Genomic DNA, 20,381 nt, shown 5'->3' with positions numbered 1-20,381 from the left:
CGACCGCCAGCGGATCGTCCGGCAGGACGGGTCGGCTACAGCCGTTTGGCAGCGAGAATCATCACCGGTTCACGGGGAATGTCGCGCAGCATGCCCTGGCGGGTGGTCTGCACCCCGGCGATCTGGTCGACGACTTCCATGCCGCGCACGACCTTGCCGAATACCGCGTAGCCGAAGTCGCGCGAGCCGTGGTCCAGGAAGGCATTGTTCTCGACGTTGATGAAGAACTGACTGGTGGCGGAGTTGACGTCCGAGGTCCGCGCCATGGCCAGGGTGCCGCGCAGATTCTTCAGGCCGTTGTCGGCTTCGTTCTTGATCGGCTCCTTGGTGCGTTTTTCCTGCATGTCGCGGGTGTAGCCACCGCCCTGGATCATGAAGCCGGGGATGACGCGATGGAACAGTGTGCCCTTGTAGAAGCCGCTGTCGACGTAGCCCAGGAAGTTCTCGGTGCTGACCGGTGCCTTGGCCGCATCCAGCTCGACCTCGATGTCACCCTTGTTGGTGCTGATGAGCACGTGCGGATTGTCCGCGGCCCAGGTGGTGGAGGCGACGAACAGGGCGCAGGCGGCAAGCAGGGCTTTGAACATGATGGATCCTTGAGTGGCAGAGACGACTGGCGAACGATAGCAACCCGGCTGGCACCCCGCCACGGTCAGCGTGGCAGGGCATGCTTGCGCAGCAGGTTCATGAGGATCTGCGACGCCGGGCCCAGTTCGTGCTGGCGGGTCTTGTAGAGCTGGAAGGGATGGAAGCGCTGGGCGCCCTGTTCCAGCGGCAGCGGCTTGAGCAGGCCGGCGTCGAGATCGGTCTGGATGGCGTCCCGCGGCAGCCAGGCGAAGCCCAGGCCGTCGCGCAGGAAGGTGGCGGCGGTGCTGATGCTGCCCACCGTCCAGCGTTGTTCGGCGGCCAGCCAGCCGGCATCCCGGGGCTGGGCGCGGCCGCTGTCGCGGATGACGATCTGCAGCTGCTCTTCCAGATCGGCGGTCACCAGGGTGCGCTGCAGCAGGTGCAACGGATGCTCGGGATGGGCGACGGCGACGAATTCCACGTTGCCCAGGGAGGCGCCCAGATGGGCGGCGATCACCAGGCCGGTGATCGCCAGGTCCGCCGAGCCGTCGAGCAGGGCCTCCTCCACCCCGGACAGGACCTCTTCGCGCAGGCGTATGCGGCAACCACGACTCTGGGGCATGAATTCGCGCAGGCAGAGCAGCAGCGGACGGGTCGGGTAGGCGGCGTCCACCACCAGGCGCACCTCGGATTCCCAGCCCTGTTCCATGTGGTAGGCCAGTTCCTCCAGCTGGCTGGCCTGCTGCACCAGGCGCCGTGAACGGCGCAGGAGCACGGCGCCGGCATCGGTCAGCACGGCGCGGCGACCTTCCAGACGCAACAGCGGCACGCCGAGCTGCTCCTGCATGCGGGCGACGGTATAGCTGACCGACGACTGGGAGCGATGCAGCACCTCGGCGGCCTGGGCGTAGCCACCGTGGTCCACCACCGCCTGCAGGGTTCGCCACTGATCGAGGGAAACGCGAGGAGTCTTCATCGAGCGCTCTGGAGCCACGAAAGGGCGCATGTTAGTGCCTAGGGTGGCAATGGCAAAACGCGGCGTCCATCACGGCACGAAAAAATTCCGCCCGCAGGAGCAAATGTCTCGTCGGCGCCACCCTCCAAGCCAGCCGATGAGTTTCCCACTCTAGGCAAGACAAGGAGTCTCCATGTCGTCATTCAAGGCATTGCTGGGTTGCTGTCTGGTCATCGCGCCGCTGCTGGTCCAGGCCGAGGAATCCCGCGCGGTGGCGGCCGAGCCGATCGATATCGACGGCATGAACATCAGTCGCACCCTCGACTGCGAAGGCCGGGACGTGTCCCTGTCCGGCGAAGGCAATACCCTGACGTTGAAAGGTCAGTGCGGCACGGTGGCCGTCTACGGCAGTCATCATCGGCTGGTGCTCGACGTCGCCCAGGCGCTGACCATCCATGGCCTGGGCAGCGTCACCACGGTCAAGGGCGCGGTGGCCAGCCTGAGCATCGGCGGTGGCTACCAGCAGGTGCAGGCCAACGTGCGCGGCAGCGACGGCCTGGCCAAGGTCGATACCTATGGCTACGGCGCCAAGGCGCGCCTGACCCTGCTCAGCCAGGCCGACATCGCCGTGGGCGGTTCCAATCAGCAGGTCTACTGGTCGCGCGCCGCGGGCGTGGCCGAACCCAAGACCATGGTCTCGGGCAGCGACAATGTGCTGCAGGCCAATCAGTCGGTAGCGGCGCTCAGCGGCGGCGAGCCCTCGGGCCTCAACGCCACCCGCTAGCCGGCGACGAGCCGGGGGTTTCCCTCCGGCGACGGGCACGTTAAGGTCGCGCACCTTTTTCGTGCGTCGCCGCCATGCCTTATCTCCTGCTCGTCACCCTCATCTGGGCGTTTTCCTTCAGCCTGATCGGCGAGTACCTCGCCGGTCGGGTCGACAGCGACTTCGCCGTGCTGGTCCGCGTGGCCATCGCCTTCGTGCTGTTCCTGCCGTTCACCCGCTGGCGCGGGGTGCCGGGACGCTTCGCCCTGGGGCTGATGGCGGCGGGCGCGCTGCAGTTCGGCATCACCTATCTGTGCCTGTACCGCAGCTTCGCGGTATTGACGGTGCCCGAGGTGCTGCTGTTCACCGTGCTCACGCCGATCTACGTGACCCTCCTGGACGATGCCTGGCAGCGGCGCTTGCGCCTCTGGTCGCTGCTGGCGGCGGTGGTGGCGGTGGGCGGCGCGGCGCTGATCCGTTTCCAGCCACTGACCGGTGACTACCTGCTGGGTTTTCTGCTGCTGCAGGTGGCCAACCTGACCTTTGCCGCCGGCCAGGTGCTGTGCAAGCACCTGGGCCATGCCTATGCCGGACAGGGCGCCCTGCATCGCTACTTCGGCCTGTTCTTTCTCGGTGCCCTGCTGGTGGCGGCGCTGTCCTTTCTGCTGTTCGGCAATCCGGCGCGGCTGCCCAGCACGGGCCTGCAATGGGGCGTGCTGGTGTGGATGGGCGTGTTTGCCACGGCGCTCGGCCTGTACTGGTGGACGCTGGGTTCGTTGCGGGTCAACGGCGGCACCCTGGCGATCATGAACGAGGCCCATGTGCCGGCCGGTCTGCTGGTCAGCCTGCTGATCTGGCAGCACCCGGCCGATCTGCCTAGGCTGTTGCTGGGCGGCGGGATCATCCTGCTGTCACTGTTCATCAATCGTCTGGGGCGCCCGTCATGAATGTGCTGTCCGGCAAGGGCCTGGGCCTTTCGGTGCTGTCATCGGTACTGTTCGCGCTGATGCCGGTGTACTTCGCCTGGCTGGCGCCGCTGGATGGCCTGCAGGTCGTGGCCCTGCGGGTGGTCTGGTCGTTGCCGATGGTGCTGCTGCTGGTGGTGGTGCTGCGGGAGGGCAGGGCCCTGTGGGCCACGCTCAAACGGCTGGTGCGCGAGCCCCGCCTGTGCCTGGCCATCCCGGCGGCGGCGCTGCTGATGGGCATCCAGTGGTGGGTGTTCGTCTGGGCGACCATGAATGGCGAGGCCATGGCCATGTCGCTGGGCTACTTCCTGCTGCCCCTGGCGATCGTGCTGACCGGACGCCTGGTCTATGGCGAGCGCCTGCGGCCGCTGCAGCAGGTAGCGGTGGTGTGCGCGCTGCTGGGGGTGGTCAACGAGGTCTGGGTGACCGGAGCGCTGTCCTGGGTCAGCCTGCTGCCGGTGGTGGGTTATCCGCCGTATTTCGTCCTGCGCCGCTGGATGGCGGTGGATGCGCTGTCGGGCTTCGTACTTGAGATGTGCTGCCTGCTACCCTTCGCGCTGCTCGCCCTGCACTGGTTCTCGCCCGGCGCCATCCTGCAGCAGACGCCCTGGCTGTGGGCGCTCCTGCCGGGCCTGGGCCTGCTCAGTGCCATCGCCTTCGCCGCCATGCTGGCGTCCAGTCGCATGCTGCCGCTGAGTCTGTTCGGCATCCTCAGCTATGTGGAGCCGGCGCTGCTGGTGTTCGTCGCCCTCTATGTGCTTGGTGAGCAACTGCCGGATGGTGCGATCTGGACCTATGGTCCCATCTGGTTGGCGGTGGCCTGGGTCTGCCTGGACAGTGCGCGCCTGCTGCGCAAGCAGCTCAGGCGCGCGCCGGTGGCGCCCTAGAGCGCCAGGATCGGGCATTCCTGCGCGGCGAAAAAGAACTCGTCGCAGTTGGGCAGGCTGCCGGCGCGATCAACGATGAGGAATTCATCTTCGTCGCGCAGGGCCAGCACCGGATGGTGCCAGACCCCGGCGTGGTAGTTGATGCCCTGCTGGCCATCGGCGCGAAAGACGCGGATGGCGCGGGCATCCGGCTCCGTTGCGGGTGGCGCCACCACTACCAGAAAGGGTTCGCCGCGCAGCGGCACGAAGGCCTGGCTGCCGTGGGGATGGCGTTCGAGCATGGCGATGGTCAGCGGATAGTCCAGGCGCCGGGCGCGAAAGATGCTGATGATCGCCGCGCCGTCCGCCGGTCCCGTCGCGACCCGGGCCAGAGCGTGGTATCTCCGGGTCGAGCCGTTGTTGATCGGATACCAGTCCCGGCCCGCCGTCTCGATGACCTCGCCGAAGGGCGCGAAGCCCTCGGCAGTCAGCGGCTCGATGCGCAGTGGCCGACTCATGCCTGGCCCCGTGCCACCTTGCCGAACAGTCGCAGCCGGCTGACACCGCCGTCCGGAAAGATGTTCAGGCGCACGTGAGTGATGGGGCCAAGGTCGCGGACCTGCTCCCGGAAGCTGTGCTCCTGGTGCATCTGCAGCTTTTGCGGCGGCAGCAGCTCCTTCCAGAACAGACTCTGGGTCTCGATCTGGCCATCGGTACCGCCGCGGACGAAGGCGCCCTGGATCTGGCAGCTGTCCGGGTAGTTGCCCTTGAAGTGCAGGGTGTCCACCAGGATCTCCTCGACGGTGCCGGCATGGCCCAGGGCGATGATCACCCAGTCATTGCCGGGGGTGCGACGGCGCGCGGTTTCCCAGCCATCGGCCATGCTGTCGGCGCGACCGGGGTTGAGGATGTTGCTCATGCGGCCGTAGTGCTCGTCATTGCAGGCCAGGGCGCGCCCGCCATTGAGCGCGGCAGCCAGGTCCAGTACCTCGTCTTCGGCCTGGGCCGACCAGTCGCGATGGGGAATGCCATAGACGCGCAGGCGCGCCACACCGCCGTCCGGAAAGATGTTTAGCCGCAGGTGGGTCCAGGGGCGGTCATCGGCGATGGCATGGTAGTGGTGGCTATTGCCCTGCATCTCGATGGCCGGCAGCACCTCGGTCCAGGCAGCGTCTTCGGCCGGATCGCCCTCGGCGCAGAAGCAGGCTTCCAGGGAGGCTGAGGGCGGATAGTTGCCGGTGAACCAGCGGGTGTCGATGTCGACGCCCTTGATCGAGCCGGGCACGCCCAGGCGGATCACCGCGTGGTCGTAGCCTTCGAAACGCTTGCGTCGCGATTCCCAGCCGTCCATCCATTTGCCGTTGTCGTCGTAGACGCCTTCCTTCCACTCGGGCTCGTGGGGCTGGAGCATGCGGTCGGCGGCGGCGAACCAGTCGTCGGTGACGCTGATGACGCGGGTGCCGAGACGGGCGTCGGCGAGGTTGAGGTACTTCTCGAAGGGCGCGGCATAGGTGCGTTTCATGGAGTGCTCTTGTCGGGGAAGGGTCAGAGGGTCTGCAGGCGGAAGAGGGCGATGCGATCGATCTCGGCCAGGGCGCGCTGGAATTCCTGCTCCGGGCTGTTGGGCAGGCGCTCTTCGAAGGCCGCCAGGATCAGATGCCGGTTGCTGCCCTTCACCGCCATGATGAAGGGGAAGCCGAATTTGGCGCGGTAGGCGTCGTTGTGGCGGGTGAAGCGCTCGAGCTCGTCCGGGGTGCATTGATCGAGGCCGGCACCGGCCTGTTCGCCACTGCTGGCGGCGGTCAGCTCGCCGGCCAGGGCCGCGCGACCGGCAAGATCCGGATGTGCCTGGATCAGCGCCAGTTGCTCGGCGTGACTGGCCCGGGCGACCTGAGCGGCGAGGCGCTGATGCAGGGCGTCGACGCTGTCCGGCAGCGGCTGGCCCTCGTCGAAGGCGCGCTCGGCGACCCAGGCGGAGTGCTCGTAGATGCCGCCGAAGGCCGCGACGAAGGCGGCGCGATCCAGCTGGCTGGGCGTGACGGTGTGGAAGGCGCTCATGCCGGCGGATGCTCCCTGTGCCAGTGACGGGCGATGTCCACCCGGCGGGCGAACCAGACGCGCTCATGGCTCTGGGCGTATTCGAGGAAGCGCTTGAGACCCACCAGGCGACCGGGGCGACCGATCAGCCGGCAGTGCAGGCCGATGGAGAGCATCTTGGGCGCGCTGGCACCTTCCGCGTAGAGGGTGTCGAAGGCGTCCTTGAGGTACTGGAAGAATTGCTCGGCGGTATGGAAGCCCTGGACCTGGGTGAATCTCATGTCGTTGGTATCCAGGGTGTAGGGGATCACCAGGTGCGGCTTGCCGGTTGGCGTATCGGGCTCCCAATAGGGCAGGTCGTCGTCGTAGGTGTCGCTGTCGTAGAGAAAGCCGCCTTCCTCCATGACCAGGCGCCGGGTGTTGGGACCGGTCCGGCCGGTGTACCAGCCTAGCGGACGCTCGCCGGTCAACCGGGTAAGGATCTCGATGGCGCGCTGCAGATGGGCGCGCTCTTCGGCTTCGTCCAGGTACTGGTAGTCGATCCAGCGATAGCCGTGGCTGCAGATTTCGTGGCCGGCCTGGACCATGGCGCGGATGACCTCGGGGTGGCGCTCGGCGGCCATGGCCACGGCAAAGATGGTCAGGGGTACCTGGTGCTTGGCGAACAATTCCAGGATGCGCCAGACGCCGGCGCGACTGCCGTATTCGTAGAGCGACTCCATGGACATGTTGCGTACGCCCTGCAGCGGCTGGGCGGCGACCATCTCGGAAAGAAAGGCCTCGGATTCCTTGTCGCCGTGCAGGATGTTGCGTTCGCCACCCTCTTCGTAGTTGAGCACGAAGGACAGGGCGATGCGGGCGTCACCCGGCCAGCGCGGGTGGGGCGGCTGGGCACCGTAGCCGATGAGATCGCGGGGATAGGTCATGGGAAGGGCATCCTGGCAGTCGAGATGTTTTGTATACAATGTTTGGCGGCCTTTGCCGAGTCCCAGCAAGAATCCTGCCCAACTGGTCTGACCGGTCTGAAGACTTTGGTGCGCTAGAGGACGATGATCCCTAGGTTAGGGCGGGGCAAGGAGCTGTATACAATCGGCGGGTAGAAAACTGCTAGGCTGGATCATCCCCCTTGCAGGAGTTCTCCCATGTCCGTTTCATCCCCTGGCGGTTACCTGACGACCCATGTGCTGGACACTACCGGCGGCTGCCCCGGCGCGGACATCGCCGTCCGCCTGTACCGCCTGGATGGGGTGTCGCGGCAGGCGCTGGGCGAAGTGCGGACCAATGCCGATGGCCGCGGCGATGTACCGCTGTTGCAGGGCGAAGCCTTTACGGCGGGTACTTACGAGCTGGAATTCGCGGTGGGTGACTACTATCGGCGACGGGGGACGACGCTGGAGGAACCGGCATTTCTCGACACCGTGGTCCTGCGCTTTGGTATCGCCGATGAGGCGGCGCACTACCATGTGCCGCTACTGGTTTCGCCCTACAGCTATTCGACCTATCGCGGCAGTTAGGAAAGACTGCTCTGCGGCGGTGCGCGCAGGGGTGAGCCGGCACCAGCCTGGGGCGTGGATCCGCTCAGGCTAGTGGAAGGTCGGCTCGCTGCCCAACCGGGCGCTGGCCAGCAGCGGTCGGTCCGGCACGGCACTGTCTGGCCAGGTCTGGGCGATGCGTTCCAGCACCACCTGGGCCAGCATGCTGTGGGTACGGCTGGCGAAATGGCCCCGGGCGCCGAAGATATAGGCCTGGTCAGCACCCGGTTCGACGTAGCTGTCCGGATCGCAGAATTCGCGACCGGGCAGGCAGGCATCGCCTTCGGCATGGGTGAATCCATAGTTGCCGTAGTGGGCGAAGACCTCTTCCATCACCCGGTAGGCATCCACCAGCAGCAGGCGGTCTCCGGCCGGCAGGTTGGCCTGCAGGGTGTCGTTGTAGAGCTTCACCAGATCATGATTGCGCTGCGCCACCTGCTCGGTCCAGGGCTCGAGATAGGGCGCCTTGCCGTAGTCGGTGTTGTTGAGCACGACCAGCCGCTGGGCACCCAGGCTCAGCAGGTAGCGCAGCAGCTTGACCTCGTTCAGGGCCGTATGGCGGATCCGGGCCTCGACCTGCGCGCGTACCTCCGGGGTCAGCGGGGCATCGGCCATCAGCGCGGCCTTGAGCGTCTTGTCGTAGAAGGGGCCGATGATGTCATTGCCGCCGATCTGCACCAGCACCAGGTCCTGCTGGCGGAAGCGGCCATGCTGCATCTCGAAATTGCGGATCTGCTGGGAAAACGCCAGCGGCGCCTCGTTGTGGTCGAAGCCCGGCTCGGTGAAGCTGCCGGTCACGGCGCCGCCCTCGGCGTAGCAGAGGCCGTCGGGATCGCTCGGACCCTCGTGACCATAGCCCTCCACCTGACGATTGGGGCCCAGTTCGATACCGTAGGCGTCGGCAATTTCCTGGGGGTAGGTGCGTCCCGGGTTGGTTGCGTAGATGTGGCCGAAGGTGCCGCAGTCCATCAGGCTGTCGCCAAAGGCGATGACTCTCTGGATGCCCCGAGCCTCGGCGATGGGCTCAGGGCTGGGTACGAGGGCGAGCAACGTGGCGACACCTGCGAGTGCGGTCGCCAATCCCCAGTGCTTGCCCATTGTCTACCTCCCGGCAGCGTCCAGCGTCGGTGCTGCCTTTATCTTTTGCAACCTTCATACCGGGAAGAGCGGAAAAGCAAGGTCGGAGTTCCCGGCGTCCGGACCAGGCGGAGCGGCAGCCGACGACCAACACGGGATACCAAGGGCGGCGAGCAGGGTACAGGGTCTTGCAACCATGGCAGCCGTGTTTGCTGGCCGCTCGGCGGGACTATTCCGGCTTGATCACGGGATCGGAGGACTGCGCCAGGATGGCTGCCATCAGCCCGGGGAAACGCTGATCCAGGTCGTCGCGCCGCAACTGGTTCATGTGCGTGGTACCGGCGTTGCGGGTATGCACCAGGCCGGCGTCGCGCAGAACCCGGAAGTGGTGCGACATGCTGGATTTCGGACGGCCCCCGTCAAGTTCGCCACAGGTGGCCTCGGCGACCCGCGCCAGGTAGCGGACGATGTCCAGACGCACGGGGTCGCTGAGCGCATGGAACAGGCGCTCAAGGGAGAATTCGTCGGGACTGGGATGTTTGAAAGGGCGCATGCGCTAATCATACACCGGGGGTTGGCGATTATGTTATGTTCGATTAATATCGAAATAACGAAACAACATCCGCCTCATTGGAGACCGCTCAGATGTCCGCATTGTTCCAACCCTTTACCCTGAAGGACGTGACGCTGCGCAACCGCATCGCCATCCCGCCCATGTGCCAGTACAGCGCCGTCGATGGCGTGATCAATGACTGGCACCAGGTACACTATGCCGGCCTGGCCCGCGGTGGTGCGGGCCTGGTGGTCGTCGAGGCCACGGCGGTCTCGCCGGAAGGCCGGATCACCCCCGGTTGCACCGGCATCTGGTCGGACGCGCACGCCCAGGCCTTCGTGCCGGTGGTCCAGGCGATCAAGGCCGCCGGTTCGGTACCGGGTATCCAGATCGCCCACGCCGGTCGCAAGGCCAGCGCCAACCGCCCCTGGGAAGGCGATGACCACATCGCCGCCGACGACGCCCGTGGCTGGGACACCATCGCCCCGTCCGCGGTGGCCTTTGGCGCCAATCTGCCCAAGGTGCCCAAAGCCATGACCCTGGACGACATCGCCCGGGTTCGCCAGGACTTCGTCGATGCCGCCAAGCGTGCCTATGAGGCCGGCTTCGAGTGGCTGGAGCTGCACTTCGCCCACGGCTACCTGGCCCAGAGCTTCTTCTCGGTGCATTCCAACCAGCGCGACGACCAGTACGGTGGCGACCTCGCCGGCCGCAGCCGCTTCCTGCTGGAAACCCTGGCCGCGGTGCGCCAGGTCTGGCCGGAGCACCTGCCGCTGACCGCGCGTTTCGGCGTGATCGAATACGACGGTCGCGACGAAGAGACCCTGGCCGAATCCATCGAGCTGGCCCAGGGCTTCAAGCGCGAAGGCCTCGACCTGCTGAGTGTCAGCATCGGCTTCTCCACCCCGACCGCCAACATCCCCTGGGGACCGGGTCTGCTGGCACCCGTCACCGAACAGGTACGCAAGGCCACCGGCCTCAAGGTGGCCTCGGCCTGGAACATCGACACCCCGGCGCTGGCCAACCAGGTGGTGGCCGATGGGCAACTGGATCTGGTGATGGTAGGTCGCGCCCACCTGGCCGATCCGCACTGGCCCTACTATGCGGCCAAGGCTCTGGGTGTCGACCAGCCATCCTGGGTGCTGCCGGCGCCCTACGCCCACTGGCTGGAGCGCTATCGCACCAGTTGAGTCGGCCTAGGCTGAACATGAAAACCGCCCCTCGGGGCGGTTTTTTGTGCGTATGGGATGGGGGTGGGTTTTGTTGGGCTTCGCTGCGCTCAGCCCAACCTACGGTAATGGGTAGGTTGGGTTGAGGCGGCTCCATCGCCGAAGCCCAACAGTGCCGTTTTGCTCCACCCGTGGAAAACGCTGCGCGGTTTTCCACGCTACGGGGTGAGGGTATCAGGCGTCGCGACTGTGTACCCGGCGACCGGCGGCATGGGTTTCCCGTACCACCCGGTCGTCGCCCAGGGTGGTGAGGACGAAGAGGGTTTCTTCCAGGCTCCTGGACTGTTGCAGGCGGTAGTCGAGCAGCGGGGTGGCCTTGAGGTCGAGCACCACGAAGTCGGCGTCGTGGCCGGGGGCCAGGCTGCCGATGCGTTCGTCCAGGCGCAGGGCGCGGGCGCCGCCCAGGGTGGCCAGGTACAGCGACTTGAAGGGATGCAGGCGATGGCCGCGCAGTTGCTGCACCTTGTAGGCTTCGCCGAGGGTCTGCAGCAGCGAGAAACTGGTGCCGGCGCCAACGTCAGTACCCAGGCCGACGTTGACCTTGAAGGCTTCCATCCGTTCGAGATCGAACAGTCCGCTACCGAGGAAGAGGTTGGAGGTGGGGCAGTGCGCCACCGCTGATCCGGTGTCGTGCAGGCGCTGGCACTCGGCGTCGCAGAGGTGGATGCCGTGGGCGAACACCGAGCGCGGGCCGAGCAGCTGGAAGTGGTCATAGACGTCCAGGTAGTGGCTGCGCTCCGGGAACAGCGCCTTCACCCAGTCGATCTCCTTGAGATTCTCGGAGAGGTGGGTGTGCAGGTAGACGTCCGGGTATTCGGCCAGCAGGCGGCCGGCGGCTTCCAGTTGCTCCGGGGTGCTGGTGGGGGCGAAGCGCGGGGTGACGGCATAGTGCAGGCGGCCCTTGCCGTGCCAGCGCTGGATCAGCGCCTTGCTGTCGGCATAGGCGGATTCGGCGGTGTCCTGCAGATAGTCCGGGGCATTGCGATCCATCAGCACCTTGCCGGCGATCATGCGCAGGTCGAAACGTTCGGCGACCTCGAAAAAGGCATCCACCGACTGCGGATGGACACTGCCGAACACCAGGGCGGTGGTGGTGCCGTTGCGCAGCAGTTCACCGACGAAGACCTCGGCCACCTCGGCGGCCTTGGCCGGATCGACGAAGGCGCCCTCGGTGGGAAAGGTGTAGGTGTCCAGCCAGTCCAGCAGTTGCTCGGCGTAGCTGGCGATCATGCCGGTCTGCGGATAGTGGATATGAGTGTCGATGAAGCCGGGGGTGATCAGGGCATCGGGATGCTCGATGACCTGGGTGCCGGCGGGCAGGGTTGGCAGCAGCTCGGTGGCCGGGCCCATGGCCTGGATGCGGCCGTCCGCGACCAGCAGCAGGCCGTCGGCATGGTATTCGTAGGAGGCGTCCAGCCCTACCTCGGCCGGGTCGGCGAGGCTGTGGAGCAGGGCGGCGCGATGGGCGATGGCGGTCATAACGATCTCAAATAGGGCTAGAGCTAATTGGGGGTGGCAGTGACCAGACGCAGGGGCAGATCCGCCTGCTCGGCCTGGCGGCCGTAGTGGGCGATGACCTCGCCGGCCACGGCGATGGCGATCTCCAGCGGCAGCTTGCCCTGGACCTCAGGCAGGCCCAGCGGGCAGCGCACCGTGGCCAGGCGTTCGGCGCCGTGGCCGCGCGCCGCGAGACGGTGGCGGAACTTGGCCCACTTGGTCCGGGAGCCGATCAGACCGAAATAGCCATGGTCGCCGCGGGCGAGGATGGCGTCGGTCAACTCCAGGTCCAGGGGGTGATTATGGGTCATGACGATGTAGTAGGCACCCGCCGGCATCCGGGCGATCTCGTCGACCGGCTCGTCGGTCAGGCACTTTTCCACGCCGGCGGGCAGGACGGCGGGAAATTCCTGGGCGCGCGAATCCACCCAGCGCACCGCGCAAGGCAGTCCGGCCAGCAGCGGCACCAGGGCGCGGGCGACATGGCCGGCGCCAAAGACGATCACCGGGACGTCCTGTGCCAGCTGGGGTTCGAACAGCAGGGTGGTGACGCCCCCGCAGCACTGGCCGAGGCTGGCGGCCAGGGAGAAACGCTCCAGGCGCGGCTGGCGCGTACCGGCGGCGAGCATTTCCCGGGCGATCTCCACCGCGCGGTATTCCAGGTGGCCGCCGCCGATGGTCAGGTGCTGCGCTTCCCGGCCCACCAGCATCTTGGTGCCGGCCTCGCGGGGCGTGGAGCCCTGCTCGTCGGCCACGGTGATCAGCACGCAGGGTTCGCCGCGCGCCTCGAAGTCGGCCAGCAGGGCCAGCCAGCCACGTCTGCTGTTCATGCGGGCTCCTCCGTGGTGGGGACCGGGGCGGTCTGCAGCTCGGCGGCCAGGCGGCGCATGCGCTCCACGCCCCAGAGCACCCGTTCCGGGGTGGCCGGCGCGTCCAGCGCCGGGTGGAAGCGGTAATCCGCCACGCTGGCCACGGCGTCCTGCAGCGCGCACCACACCGAGATGCCGAGCATGAAGGGCGGTTCGCCCACGGCCTTGGAGTGGAACACCGTGGCCTCGGGATTCTGGCGATTCTCCACCAGCCGCACCCGTAGATCCGGAGGTACATCGCTCACCGCCGGGATCTTGTAGGTGGAGGGGCCGGCGGTGAGCAGCTTGCCGGCGTCGTTCCACACCAGTTCTTCCATGGTCAGCCAACCCAGACCCTGGACGAAGCCGCCTTCGACCTGGCCGATGTCGATGGCCGGATTCAGGGAGGCGCCGACGTCATGGAGGATGTCGGTGCGCAGCAGGCGGTATTCGCCGGTGAGGGTGTCGATCAGCACCTCGGAGCAGGCGGCGCCAAAGGCGTAGTAGTAGAAGGGCCGCCCGCGGGCCTGGTCGCGGTCGTAGTGGATCTTCGGTGTGCGGTAGTAGCCGGTGCTGGACAGCGACACCTGGCCGACATAGGCCAGCTGGATCAGCTCCTCGAAGCTCAGCAGCCGGTCGCGCACCCTGACGTGGCCGTTGCGGAAGTCGACCTCTTCAGGCCCGACGTGGAAGTGGCGGCTGGCGAAGTCGATCAGGCGGTCCTTGATGGTCTGGGCGGCGTTCTGCGCGGCCTTGCCGTTGAGGTCGGTGCCGCTGGAGGCCGCGGTGGGCGAGGTGTTGGGCACCTTGTCGGTGTTGGTGGCGGTGATCTGGATGCGGGCTATGTCGACCTGGAAGACCTCGGCCACCACCTGGGCGACCTTGGTGTTGAGCCCCTGGCCCATCTCGGTGCCGCCATGGTTCAGGTGGATGCTGCCATCGGTGTAGACGTTGACCAGGGCGCCGCCCTGGTTGAGGAAGGAGGAGGTGAAGGAGATGCCGAATTTCACCGGAGTCAGCGCCAGGCCCTTCTTCAGTACCGGACTGTTCCGGTTGAAGTCGCGGATGACCTCGCGCCGCGCCTGGTAGTCACTGCTGGCCGCCAGGTCCGTGGTCATCTCGTCGAGCAGGTTGTCTTCCACCACCTGGTGATAGTGGGTGAGGTTGCGCGTCTCCTTGCCATAGTAGTTGCGCCGCCGTACCTCCAGCGGGTCGAGGCCGCGATGGCGGGCGATGGCGTCCATGACGTTCTCGATGGCCAGCATGCCCTGGGGGCCGCCGAAGCCGCGGTAGGCGGTGTTGGACGCCAGGTGGGTCTTGCAGCGGTGGCCGGTGATCTGGGCGTTGCCGAGGAAATAGGCATTGTCGGCATGGAACATGGCGCGATCGATGATGGCGTTGGACAGGTCGGGCGAATAGCCGCAGTTGCCCGCCAGTTCGAAGCGGATGCCCAGCAGTCGGCCATCGTCGTCGAAGCCGACGTCGTAGTCGACGTGGAAGGGATGGCGCTTGCCGGTCATGTGCATGTCTTCGAATCGCGGCAGGCGCATCTTCACCGGGCGCCCGGTGAGATGAGCGATTACCGCGCAGAGCGCCGCCGGCATGCCGGCCTGGCTTTCCTTGCCGCCGAAGCCGCCACCCATGCGTCTCATGTCGACGGTGACCCTGTTCATCGACACTCCCAGCACCTCGGCCACCTGCTTCTGCACCTCGGTGGGATTCTGGGTGGAGGAATAGACCAGCATGCCGCCGTCTTCGGTGGGCATCACCGAGGCTACCTGTGTTTCCAGGTAGAAGTGCTCCTGGCCGCCAATGGCCAGTTCGCCCTGCAGGCGATGGGGCGCGGCGGCCAGGGCGGCGGCCGCGTCACCGATTTGATGGCTGTGGCTGGGGGAGATGAAGTGTTCGCGGCGCAGCGCTTCCTTGACGTCAAGGATGGCCTCCAGCGGCTCGTATTCGACGAGGGCGGCCTGGGCGGCGCGGCGGGCGGCGTCGAGGCTGGTCGCGGCCACCGCCAGCACCGGCTGGCCCAGGTACTGCACCTCGCCATCGGCCAGCAGCGGATCGCCGGGCAAGACGGCGCCGATGTCGAGTTGGCCGGGTACGTCGGCGGCGGTGATGGCCAGGGCCACACCGGGGATCTGGTAGCAGGGCGCGAGATCGATGTGTTTGATCCGCGCATGGGCGTGCTCGCTCATCCGCGCATAGACGTGCAGCTGGTTGGGAAACTCCAGGCGGTCGTCGATGTACAGGGCCTCGCCGCTGACATGCTTGTCGGCGCTCTCGTGCTTGAGCGGCTTGCCGACGCCGGTGGCCAGGCCGGCGGCGAAGGCTGCGGCCATTTCCTCGGGGGTACGGGCGGGCAGGGTGCTAGACATGGGCGGTGACCCTCGTGGCGAGCGCGGGCTGGGTGGTTTCCAGGTGACATTTGCGCAGCAGGTTCTGCGCCGTCAGCAGACGGTATTCGCGACTGGCGCGGAAATCCGACAGCGGGGTGAAATCCTCGGCCAGGGCCTGGACGGCGCGCTCGATGGACGCGGCGTTCCAGGCCTGGCCGAGCAGCGCCTGTTCGCAGCGCGCTGCCCGCCTGGGCGTGGCCGCCATGCCGCCATAGGCGATGCGCACGCTGGCGACGCGGCCCTGCTCCAGCTCCAGGGCGAAGGCGGCGCAGACCGCGGAAATATCGTCATCCAGTCGCTTGGACACCTTGAAGGCGCGGAACACCAGGCCATCGCGTGACCGCGGCACCCGTACCGCCTGGATGAATTCGCCCGGCTCCAGGGCGGTCTGGCGATAGTCGAGGAAGAAGTCGTCGAGGGCCAGTTCGCGCAGCCGTTCGCCCTGGCGCAGCAGCACGCTGGCGCCCAGCGCCAGGAGCAGGGGCGGACTGTCGCCAATGGGTGAGGCATTGCCGATATTGCCGCCCAGGGTGCCCTGGTTGCGGATCTGCAGGGAGGCGAAGCGCTGCAGCAGGGCGCCGAAGTCCGGGTAGTCGGCGGCCAGGGCGGCGGCGCAATCGGCCAGCGGGGTGGCGGCGCCGATCTCGATGACCTCGTCGCTCAGGGTAACGCCGCGCAATTCGGGCAGGTTGCCCAGGTAGATCAGGGTCTCCAGGCGGCGATGCTGCTGGGTGACCTCCAGGGCCAGGTCGGTGCCGCCGGCCAGCAGGCGCGCCTCGGGATGGGCCAGGTAGAGACTGGCCAGTTCGCTCAGGCTGGTGGGGCTGTGGCAGCGTCGACCGTTTCCTTCCAGGCGCGTAGCGGGCGTAGGCGCCAGGGCCTGGAGACGCTCCAGGGTCTGCTGCTCGCGGGCATCGAACTGATCCGGCTGCCGCCCGGCGCAGGCCTGTTCGGCCGCGGCCAGGATCGGCCGGTAGCCGGTGCAGCGACAGAGATTGCCGGCCAGGGCTTCGTGGGTCGCGGCGTCATCCGGCGCGGCCACGTTCTTCTGCAGGGCGAACAGCGACATGACGAAGCCCGGGGTGCAGTAGCCGCACTGGGAGCCATGGCAGTCGACCATGGCTTGCTGCACCTGATGCAGACGGCCCCGGTGCTTGAGGTCCTCCACACTGATCAGCTGCCGGCCGTCCAGCGCCGCGACAAAGGTCAGGCAACTGTTGACGGTGCGATAGCGCAACCGGTCGCCATCGGGCTCGGCCAGCACCACCGTGCAGGCGCCGCAGTCGCCCGAGGCGCAGCCTTCCTTGGTGCCGGTCTTGCCACAGCGCTCGCGCAGGTACTGCAGCACGGTGAGGTTGGGGTCGAGCTGCTCTTCGCTGCGCAGCTCCTGGTCCAGCAGAAACCTGATCACGGCCGCTCTCCACCTGGTCTCGAATGTCTCGATGGTGGGTAAAGCTGACCGATAGGTCAACAATTGCCCGGTCGAGTGGAGCGCTGCTGTCGTTTTTGGGCAAGCGGCCTGGCCAAGGCCGCGCCGTCCTGGCGCGCCCAGTGCCGTGTTGCACGCCAATGGTGCAAAACAAGCGCTCTAAGCTGCGTTTCTGCGGAATATTTATGCCGGCGCTTCAAGGCCATCACAGCAGTGCCGATATAAAGGCAGACGATTACGGCCTGGCCGCCTGCCGTCAGCACCCTCGTACAACCGTTGCCACAGGTCGCTATCGTGCCTACTCAACTCAATCGCGTCGCTCGTCAGGCCTCCCTGGGTTTCTTCGCACTGGTCACCCTCATCTTCACTCTGGCCGGATGGATGCTGTTCGACCTGTGCGCGCGCATTGACGAGCAGCAACGCCATCACAGCGAGGCGGATGCCCAGCGGGCGCTGGAGACGCGGCTGGACAAGCTGGGCCGGGTGCTGACCGATTACTCCTTCTGGATCGAGGCCTATGCGCGGACCGGCAAGAAGGTCGACGTCAACTGGGCCTACGAAGAAGATAACGTCGGGCCATCCCTCTACAGCGGCTATGGCGTGAATGGAGCCTTCATCCTGGCGCCCTCTGGTGTCACGCGCTACGCCGTGGTCGGCGGCGGTCGCAGCAAGCTGCAACTGGATACCTGGCTGGGCGACGACCAGGCGCCGTTGCTGGCTCAGGCCCGGGAGCGCTCGCTCAAGGATGGCTATGCCCAGGGCTATTTCCTGATCGAGGGCAAGCCGGCCAGCGTGCTGGCCGCGGTCATCCGCCCGGACGCCACCTACCAGGACTTCAAGCGGCTGTCCTACATGGTCTTCGTCGACATCCTCACGCCGGACAAGCTTGCCCAGCTCGGCCAGACCTTCGAATTGCCCGGGCTGACCGCGGAGCCAGGGGAGCTGCCCGCCGTGGTGGAGCGGCCGACCCTGGTGGTGAAGTCCGATCCGGGTATCGCCGTGACCTTGCACTGGCGGGTGCATGGCATGGGGCAAGGTCTGCTGGCGCAGTTCCTGCCGTTGCTGGCGGCGATGTGTGGTCTGGCGCTGCTGCTGGTCTGGTACCTGCGCCGCCGGATCGGCCTGGCGGCACGGCAGACGGATGTGGCCGAAGATGCCCTGAGGCACAGCGAGCAGCGCTTCCGCACCGTTTCCGAGGCCTCGTCCGACTGGATCTGGGAGAGCGACGCCGAGCAGCGGCTGGTCTATCTTTCGGAGCGCTTCGTGGCGGTGACCGGCTTCAGTCGCGAGGACTGGCTGGGCCGCCCGCTGCACGAACTGCTCGGCTATCCGCCGAGCCAGGTGGAAGAGGTGGCGAGGACGCCGCTGGCGGCCGGCCGGACCCGGCGCCCCCTGCGCTGCGAGATGCGCGACGCCCAGGCCAAGCTCAGGTACTGCCAGTTGACGGCGCAACCCATCATCAGCGGTGGCCTGCTGGCCGGCTTTCGCGGCACCGTGTGCGACGTGACCGAGGAGATCGAGGCCAAGGCGCGCATCGAACACATCAGCCAGCACGATGCCCTGACCGGACTGGCCAACCGTCATCAACTGCACCGCTACCTGGCGCAGCGCTTCGCCGAGGGCGTCAACGCCAGTCAGCCGCTGCATCTGCTGGCCCTCGACCTGGACCGCTTCAAGCCGGTCAACGACGCCCTCGGCCATGGCGCCGGCGACCAGGTGCTCTGTCAGGTCGCCCGGGAGTTGCGCGCCAGCGTGCGCGAAGGCGATCTGGTCACGCGCATCGGCGGTGATGAATTCGTCATCGCGGTGAATGGCTGCCTGAGCGCCGAGCAGGTGAGCGTGCTGTGCAACCGGATGCTGGAGGGCATCGGCCGGACCATGCGCATCGACGAGCACGACATCAACATCGGGGCGAGTATCGGCATCGCCCGGGCGCCCCAGGATGGCCATGGTGCCGAGGATCTGCTGCGCTATGCCGACATCGCCCTGTACGAAGCCAAGGCGGCGGGGCGTAACACCCTGAGGTTCTATGAGCCCACCATGAATCAGCGCATCCTCGAGCGGCGCCAACTGGAGACCGAGTTGCGCCTGGGGTTGCAGCGACTGGAATTCGAGCTGGATTTCCAGCCGCGCTTCGCCGCCAATGGCCAGCGCTTGCTGGGCGCCGAGGCGCTGGTGCGCTGGAATCATCCTGTCCGTGGTCGGCTGGCGCCCGCCGAATTCATCGGGGTGGCGGAGGAAACCGGGCTGATCCTGGGGCTGAGCGACTGGGTGCTGCAGGAAGCCTGCAGTCAGGCGCTGGAGTGGGCGCCGGAGTTGATCGTGTCCATCAACCTGTCACCGCTGGAGTTCCAGCGCGATGACCTGATCGCGCGGATCAGCAAGGTCCTCCTGCGCACCGGTATCGACCCGGCGCGGGTCGAGTTGGAGCTGACCGAGAACGTCCTGCTGGACGATGCCGCCGGTGCCCTGGAATTGATGAAGAAGCTCAAGGCCCTGGGCGTGCGGCTGTCCATGGACGACTTCGGCACCGGCTATTCCTCACTGAGCTATCTGCGCACCTATCCCTTCGACTGCCTGAAGATCGATCGCAGCTTCGTCTCCAACATCGAGGTGAGCGAGAGCAATGCGGCCATCGTCGAGGCCATCGTCAGCATGGGGCGGGCCCTGTCGTTGACGGTGGTGGCCGAGGGCATCGAGACCGCCGGCCAGCTGGCGCGCATCGCCGACCTCAAATGCGACCAGGCGCAGGGCTTCCATCTGCAGCGACCGCTGTCCCCGGCGCGTTTTGCGGCCTTGCGGCAGGAGCAGTCTCAGCCGCGGGAAGCGTCGAGCGACGCCAGCCGGACCCTGGTCGCGCACTAGGCGCCTGGGGACCCCAGGGCCGCCCCCAGCAACAGCGTGGCGAACACCAGGAAGAGCGCGCCAGCCGCCCGCTGCAGCCGGGCGAGGGCGGTATCCGAGGTCAGGCGGGCACTCAGAACTGTCGCCGCCCCGGCGTAGCTGCAATGGATGATAAAGCTCATCAGGCCGAAGGTCGCCACCAGCAGCACCAGCTGCGGCAACACCGGGCGATCCACCTGGATGAAGGGCGGAAACAGCGCCAGAAAGAAGAGGATCAGCTTGGGGTTGGTGAGGGACACCAGCAAGCCCTGCAGGAGGTGTCTGCCACCGCTGACCGAAGGCCAAGTGGCGGCAGGCTGCCGGCCTTGGGCTGCGGGACTGCGCAGACGCCGCAGCCCCAGCCAACCCAGGTAGAGCGCGCCGACCAGCTGCAATCCCTGCAGGGTCCTTGGCGAGCTGCTCACCAGGGCGCCGAGCGCGGTGCTGGCCAGGATGGCCACCAGCAGTATGCCCAGCACCACCCCGAGGATGCCCGGCAGGGCGCCGCGCAGCCGCAGCTGCAGCGCATTGGTGATCGTGAGCAGTACGCCCGGGCCGGGGCTGGCGATGGTGAGGCCGCACAGCAGGAGGTAGAGGGCGAAGTGTTGCATTGACGTGTCTTAACCTGCTGGCATGGGACGACCGGAATGGCTGTCTACCTGGGGAGCTGACCGGTGCCGGCCATGGGTATCCAGTATGGCCGGCCGGCTTGCAGGGGTCGCGATGCAGAATCCCGGCTTTTGTACCGGACAGCCGCTCGGACTGGCCCGGTGCAGCAGGT

Annotated in this window: 19 protein-coding genes; 6 read left to right on the top strand and 13 right to left on the bottom strand. The window is 66.8% G+C overall.

The window, feature by feature from the left end:
* Positions 1-35: 35 nt before the first annotated feature.
* Positions 36-587, bottom strand: a complete 552-nt coding sequence (locus tag QE444_RS16755) for a peptidylprolyl isomerase (RefSeq protein WP_309740132.1) — start codon at positions 585-587, stop codon at positions 36-38.
* 65 nt (positions 588-652) lie between these two features.
* The gene (locus QE444_RS16750) at positions 653-1,543 is read right to left on the bottom strand and encodes a LysR family transcriptional regulator (RefSeq protein WP_133861033.1); all 891 of its coding nucleotides are present in this window, start codon (positions 1,541-1,543) and stop codon (positions 653-655) included.
* A 172-nt stretch (positions 1,544-1,715) separates the two neighbouring features.
* Between QE444_RS16750 and QE444_RS16745 the strand changes: the two genes are divergently transcribed.
* The 3 genes from QE444_RS16745 (at position 1,716) to rarD (ending at position 4,137) form a co-directional block, all read left to right on the top strand.
* Positions 1,716-2,306: a DUF3060 domain-containing protein gene (locus QE444_RS16745; protein ID WP_309740129.1), complete on the top strand. Its 591-nt coding sequence runs from the start codon at positions 1,716-1,718 to the stop codon at positions 2,304-2,306.
* Between the two features lie 74 nt (positions 2,307-2,380).
* The gene (locus QE444_RS16740) at positions 2,381-3,232 is read left to right on the top strand and encodes an EamA family transporter (protein WP_280306482.1); all 852 of its coding nucleotides are present in this window, start codon (positions 2,381-2,383) and stop codon (positions 3,230-3,232) included.
* On the top strand, positions 3,229-4,137 hold the full coding sequence (gene rarD / locus QE444_RS16735; protein ID WP_309740125.1) for an EamA family transporter RarD: 909 nt from the start codon (positions 3,229-3,231) through the stop codon (positions 4,135-4,137). Before QE444_RS16740 ends, rarD begins: the two co-directional genes overlap by 4 nt.
* On the opposite strand, the gene QE444_RS16730 is transcribed toward rarD, so the two are convergent.
* From QE444_RS16730 to puuE, 4 genes are read right to left on the bottom strand one after another with little or no spacing between them, the layout of a single operon-like run.
* Positions 4,134-4,634: an ureidoglycolate lyase gene (locus tag QE444_RS16730; RefSeq protein WP_133861029.1), complete on the bottom strand. Its 501-nt coding sequence runs from the start codon at positions 4,632-4,634 to the stop codon at positions 4,134-4,136. The two genes, rarD and QE444_RS16730, sit on opposite strands and share 4 nt — an antisense overlap.
* Complete coding sequence (gene alc / locus QE444_RS16725) at positions 4,631-5,638, bottom strand: allantoicase (protein WP_133861028.1); 1,008 nt, start codon at positions 5,636-5,638, stop codon at positions 4,631-4,633. The genes QE444_RS16730 and alc overlap by 4 nt, the downstream gene beginning before the upstream one ends.
* A gap of 23 nt (positions 5,639-5,661) precedes the next feature.
* Complete coding sequence (uraD, locus tag QE444_RS16720) at positions 5,662-6,174, bottom strand: 2-oxo-4-hydroxy-4-carboxy-5-ureidoimidazoline decarboxylase (protein ID WP_133861027.1); 513 nt, start codon at positions 6,172-6,174, stop codon at positions 5,662-5,664.
* Positions 6,171-7,079 (bottom strand): allantoinase PuuE, encoded by a 909-nt coding sequence (puuE, locus tag QE444_RS16715; protein ID WP_187979621.1) that lies wholly within the window; start codon positions 7,077-7,079, stop codon positions 6,171-6,173. The genes uraD and puuE overlap by 4 nt, the downstream gene beginning before the upstream one ends.
* 216 nt (positions 7,080-7,295) lie before the next feature.
* Between puuE and uraH the strand changes: the two genes are divergently transcribed.
* Positions 7,296-7,667 carry a hydroxyisourate hydrolase gene (gene uraH / locus QE444_RS16710; RefSeq protein ID WP_273862232.1) on the top strand — a complete coding sequence of 124 codons (372 nt, stop codon included), beginning with the start codon at positions 7,296-7,298 and terminating at the stop codon, positions 7,665-7,667.
* Between the two features lie 69 nt (positions 7,668-7,736).
* On the opposite strand, the gene QE444_RS16705 is transcribed toward uraH, so the two are convergent.
* Both QE444_RS16705 and QE444_RS16700 read right to left on the bottom strand, forming a co-directional pair.
* A complete protein-coding gene (locus QE444_RS16705) occupies positions 7,737-8,735 on the bottom strand; it encodes an SGNH/GDSL hydrolase family protein (protein WP_309740113.1) in 999 nt (332 codons plus the stop codon).
* 256 nt (positions 8,736-8,991) lie between these two features.
* A complete protein-coding gene (locus QE444_RS16700) occupies positions 8,992-9,315 on the bottom strand; it encodes a helix-turn-helix domain-containing protein (protein ID WP_309740110.1) in 324 nt (107 codons plus the stop codon).
* A gap of 92 nt (positions 9,316-9,407) precedes the next feature.
* Between QE444_RS16700 and QE444_RS16695 the strand changes: the two genes are divergently transcribed.
* Positions 9,408-10,505, top strand: coding sequence for an NADH:flavin oxidoreductase/NADH oxidase (locus QE444_RS16695; protein ID WP_133861022.1), 1,098 nt, complete (start codon positions 9,408-9,410; stop codon positions 10,503-10,505).
* A 213-nt stretch (positions 10,506-10,718) separates the two neighbouring features.
* Here the strand turns inward: QE444_RS16695 and guaD are convergent, their stop codons facing one another.
* The 4 genes from guaD to xdhA are packed head-to-tail and all read right to left on the bottom strand — an operon-like array spanning position 10,719 to position 16,699.
* Positions 10,719-12,023, bottom strand: coding sequence for a guanine deaminase (gene guaD, locus QE444_RS16690; RefSeq protein WP_405046441.1), 1,305 nt, complete (start codon positions 12,021-12,023; stop codon positions 10,719-10,721).
* Between the two features lie 23 nt (positions 12,024-12,046).
* Positions 12,047-12,871 carry a xanthine dehydrogenase accessory protein XdhC gene (xdhC, locus tag QE444_RS16685; RefSeq protein ID WP_309740106.1) on the bottom strand — a complete coding sequence of 275 codons (825 nt, stop codon included), beginning with the start codon at positions 12,869-12,871 and terminating at the stop codon, positions 12,047-12,049.
* Entirely contained in the window at positions 12,868-15,267 is a 2,400-nt protein-coding gene (xdhB, locus tag QE444_RS16680; RefSeq protein WP_309740103.1) for a xanthine dehydrogenase molybdopterin binding subunit, read from the bottom strand. The genes xdhC and xdhB overlap by 4 nt, the downstream gene beginning before the upstream one ends.
* Positions 15,260-16,699 carry a xanthine dehydrogenase small subunit gene (gene xdhA, locus QE444_RS16675; RefSeq protein ID WP_309740100.1) on the bottom strand — a complete coding sequence of 480 codons (1,440 nt, stop codon included), beginning with the start codon at positions 16,697-16,699 and terminating at the stop codon, positions 15,260-15,262. The genes xdhB and xdhA overlap by 8 nt, the downstream gene beginning before the upstream one ends.
* 312 nt (positions 16,700-17,011) lie before the next feature.
* On the opposite strand from xdhA, the gene QE444_RS16670 reads away from it, so the two are divergent.
* A complete protein-coding gene (locus QE444_RS16670; RefSeq protein ID WP_280306497.1) occupies positions 17,012-19,582 on the top strand; it encodes an EAL domain-containing protein in 2,571 nt (856 codons plus the stop codon).
* Here QE444_RS16670 and QE444_RS16665 read toward each other — a convergent pair.
* Positions 19,579-20,211, bottom strand: a complete 633-nt coding sequence (locus tag QE444_RS16665; protein WP_187979614.1) for a LysE family translocator — start codon at positions 20,209-20,211, stop codon at positions 19,579-19,581. The two genes, QE444_RS16670 and QE444_RS16665, sit on opposite strands and share 4 nt — an antisense overlap.
* Positions 20,212-20,381: the final 170 nt, after the last annotated feature.

Origin of the sequence: Pseudomonas sp. SORGH_AS_0199 (assembly GCF_031453735.1) — a bacterium.
GTDB classification, from domain to species: Bacteria; Pseudomonadota; Gammaproteobacteria; order Pseudomonadales; family Pseudomonadaceae; genus Chryseomonas; species Chryseomonas aestiva.
Note: the sequence above shows the minus strand (reverse complement) of the source record. Positions and strands in the feature narration are given on the sequence as shown.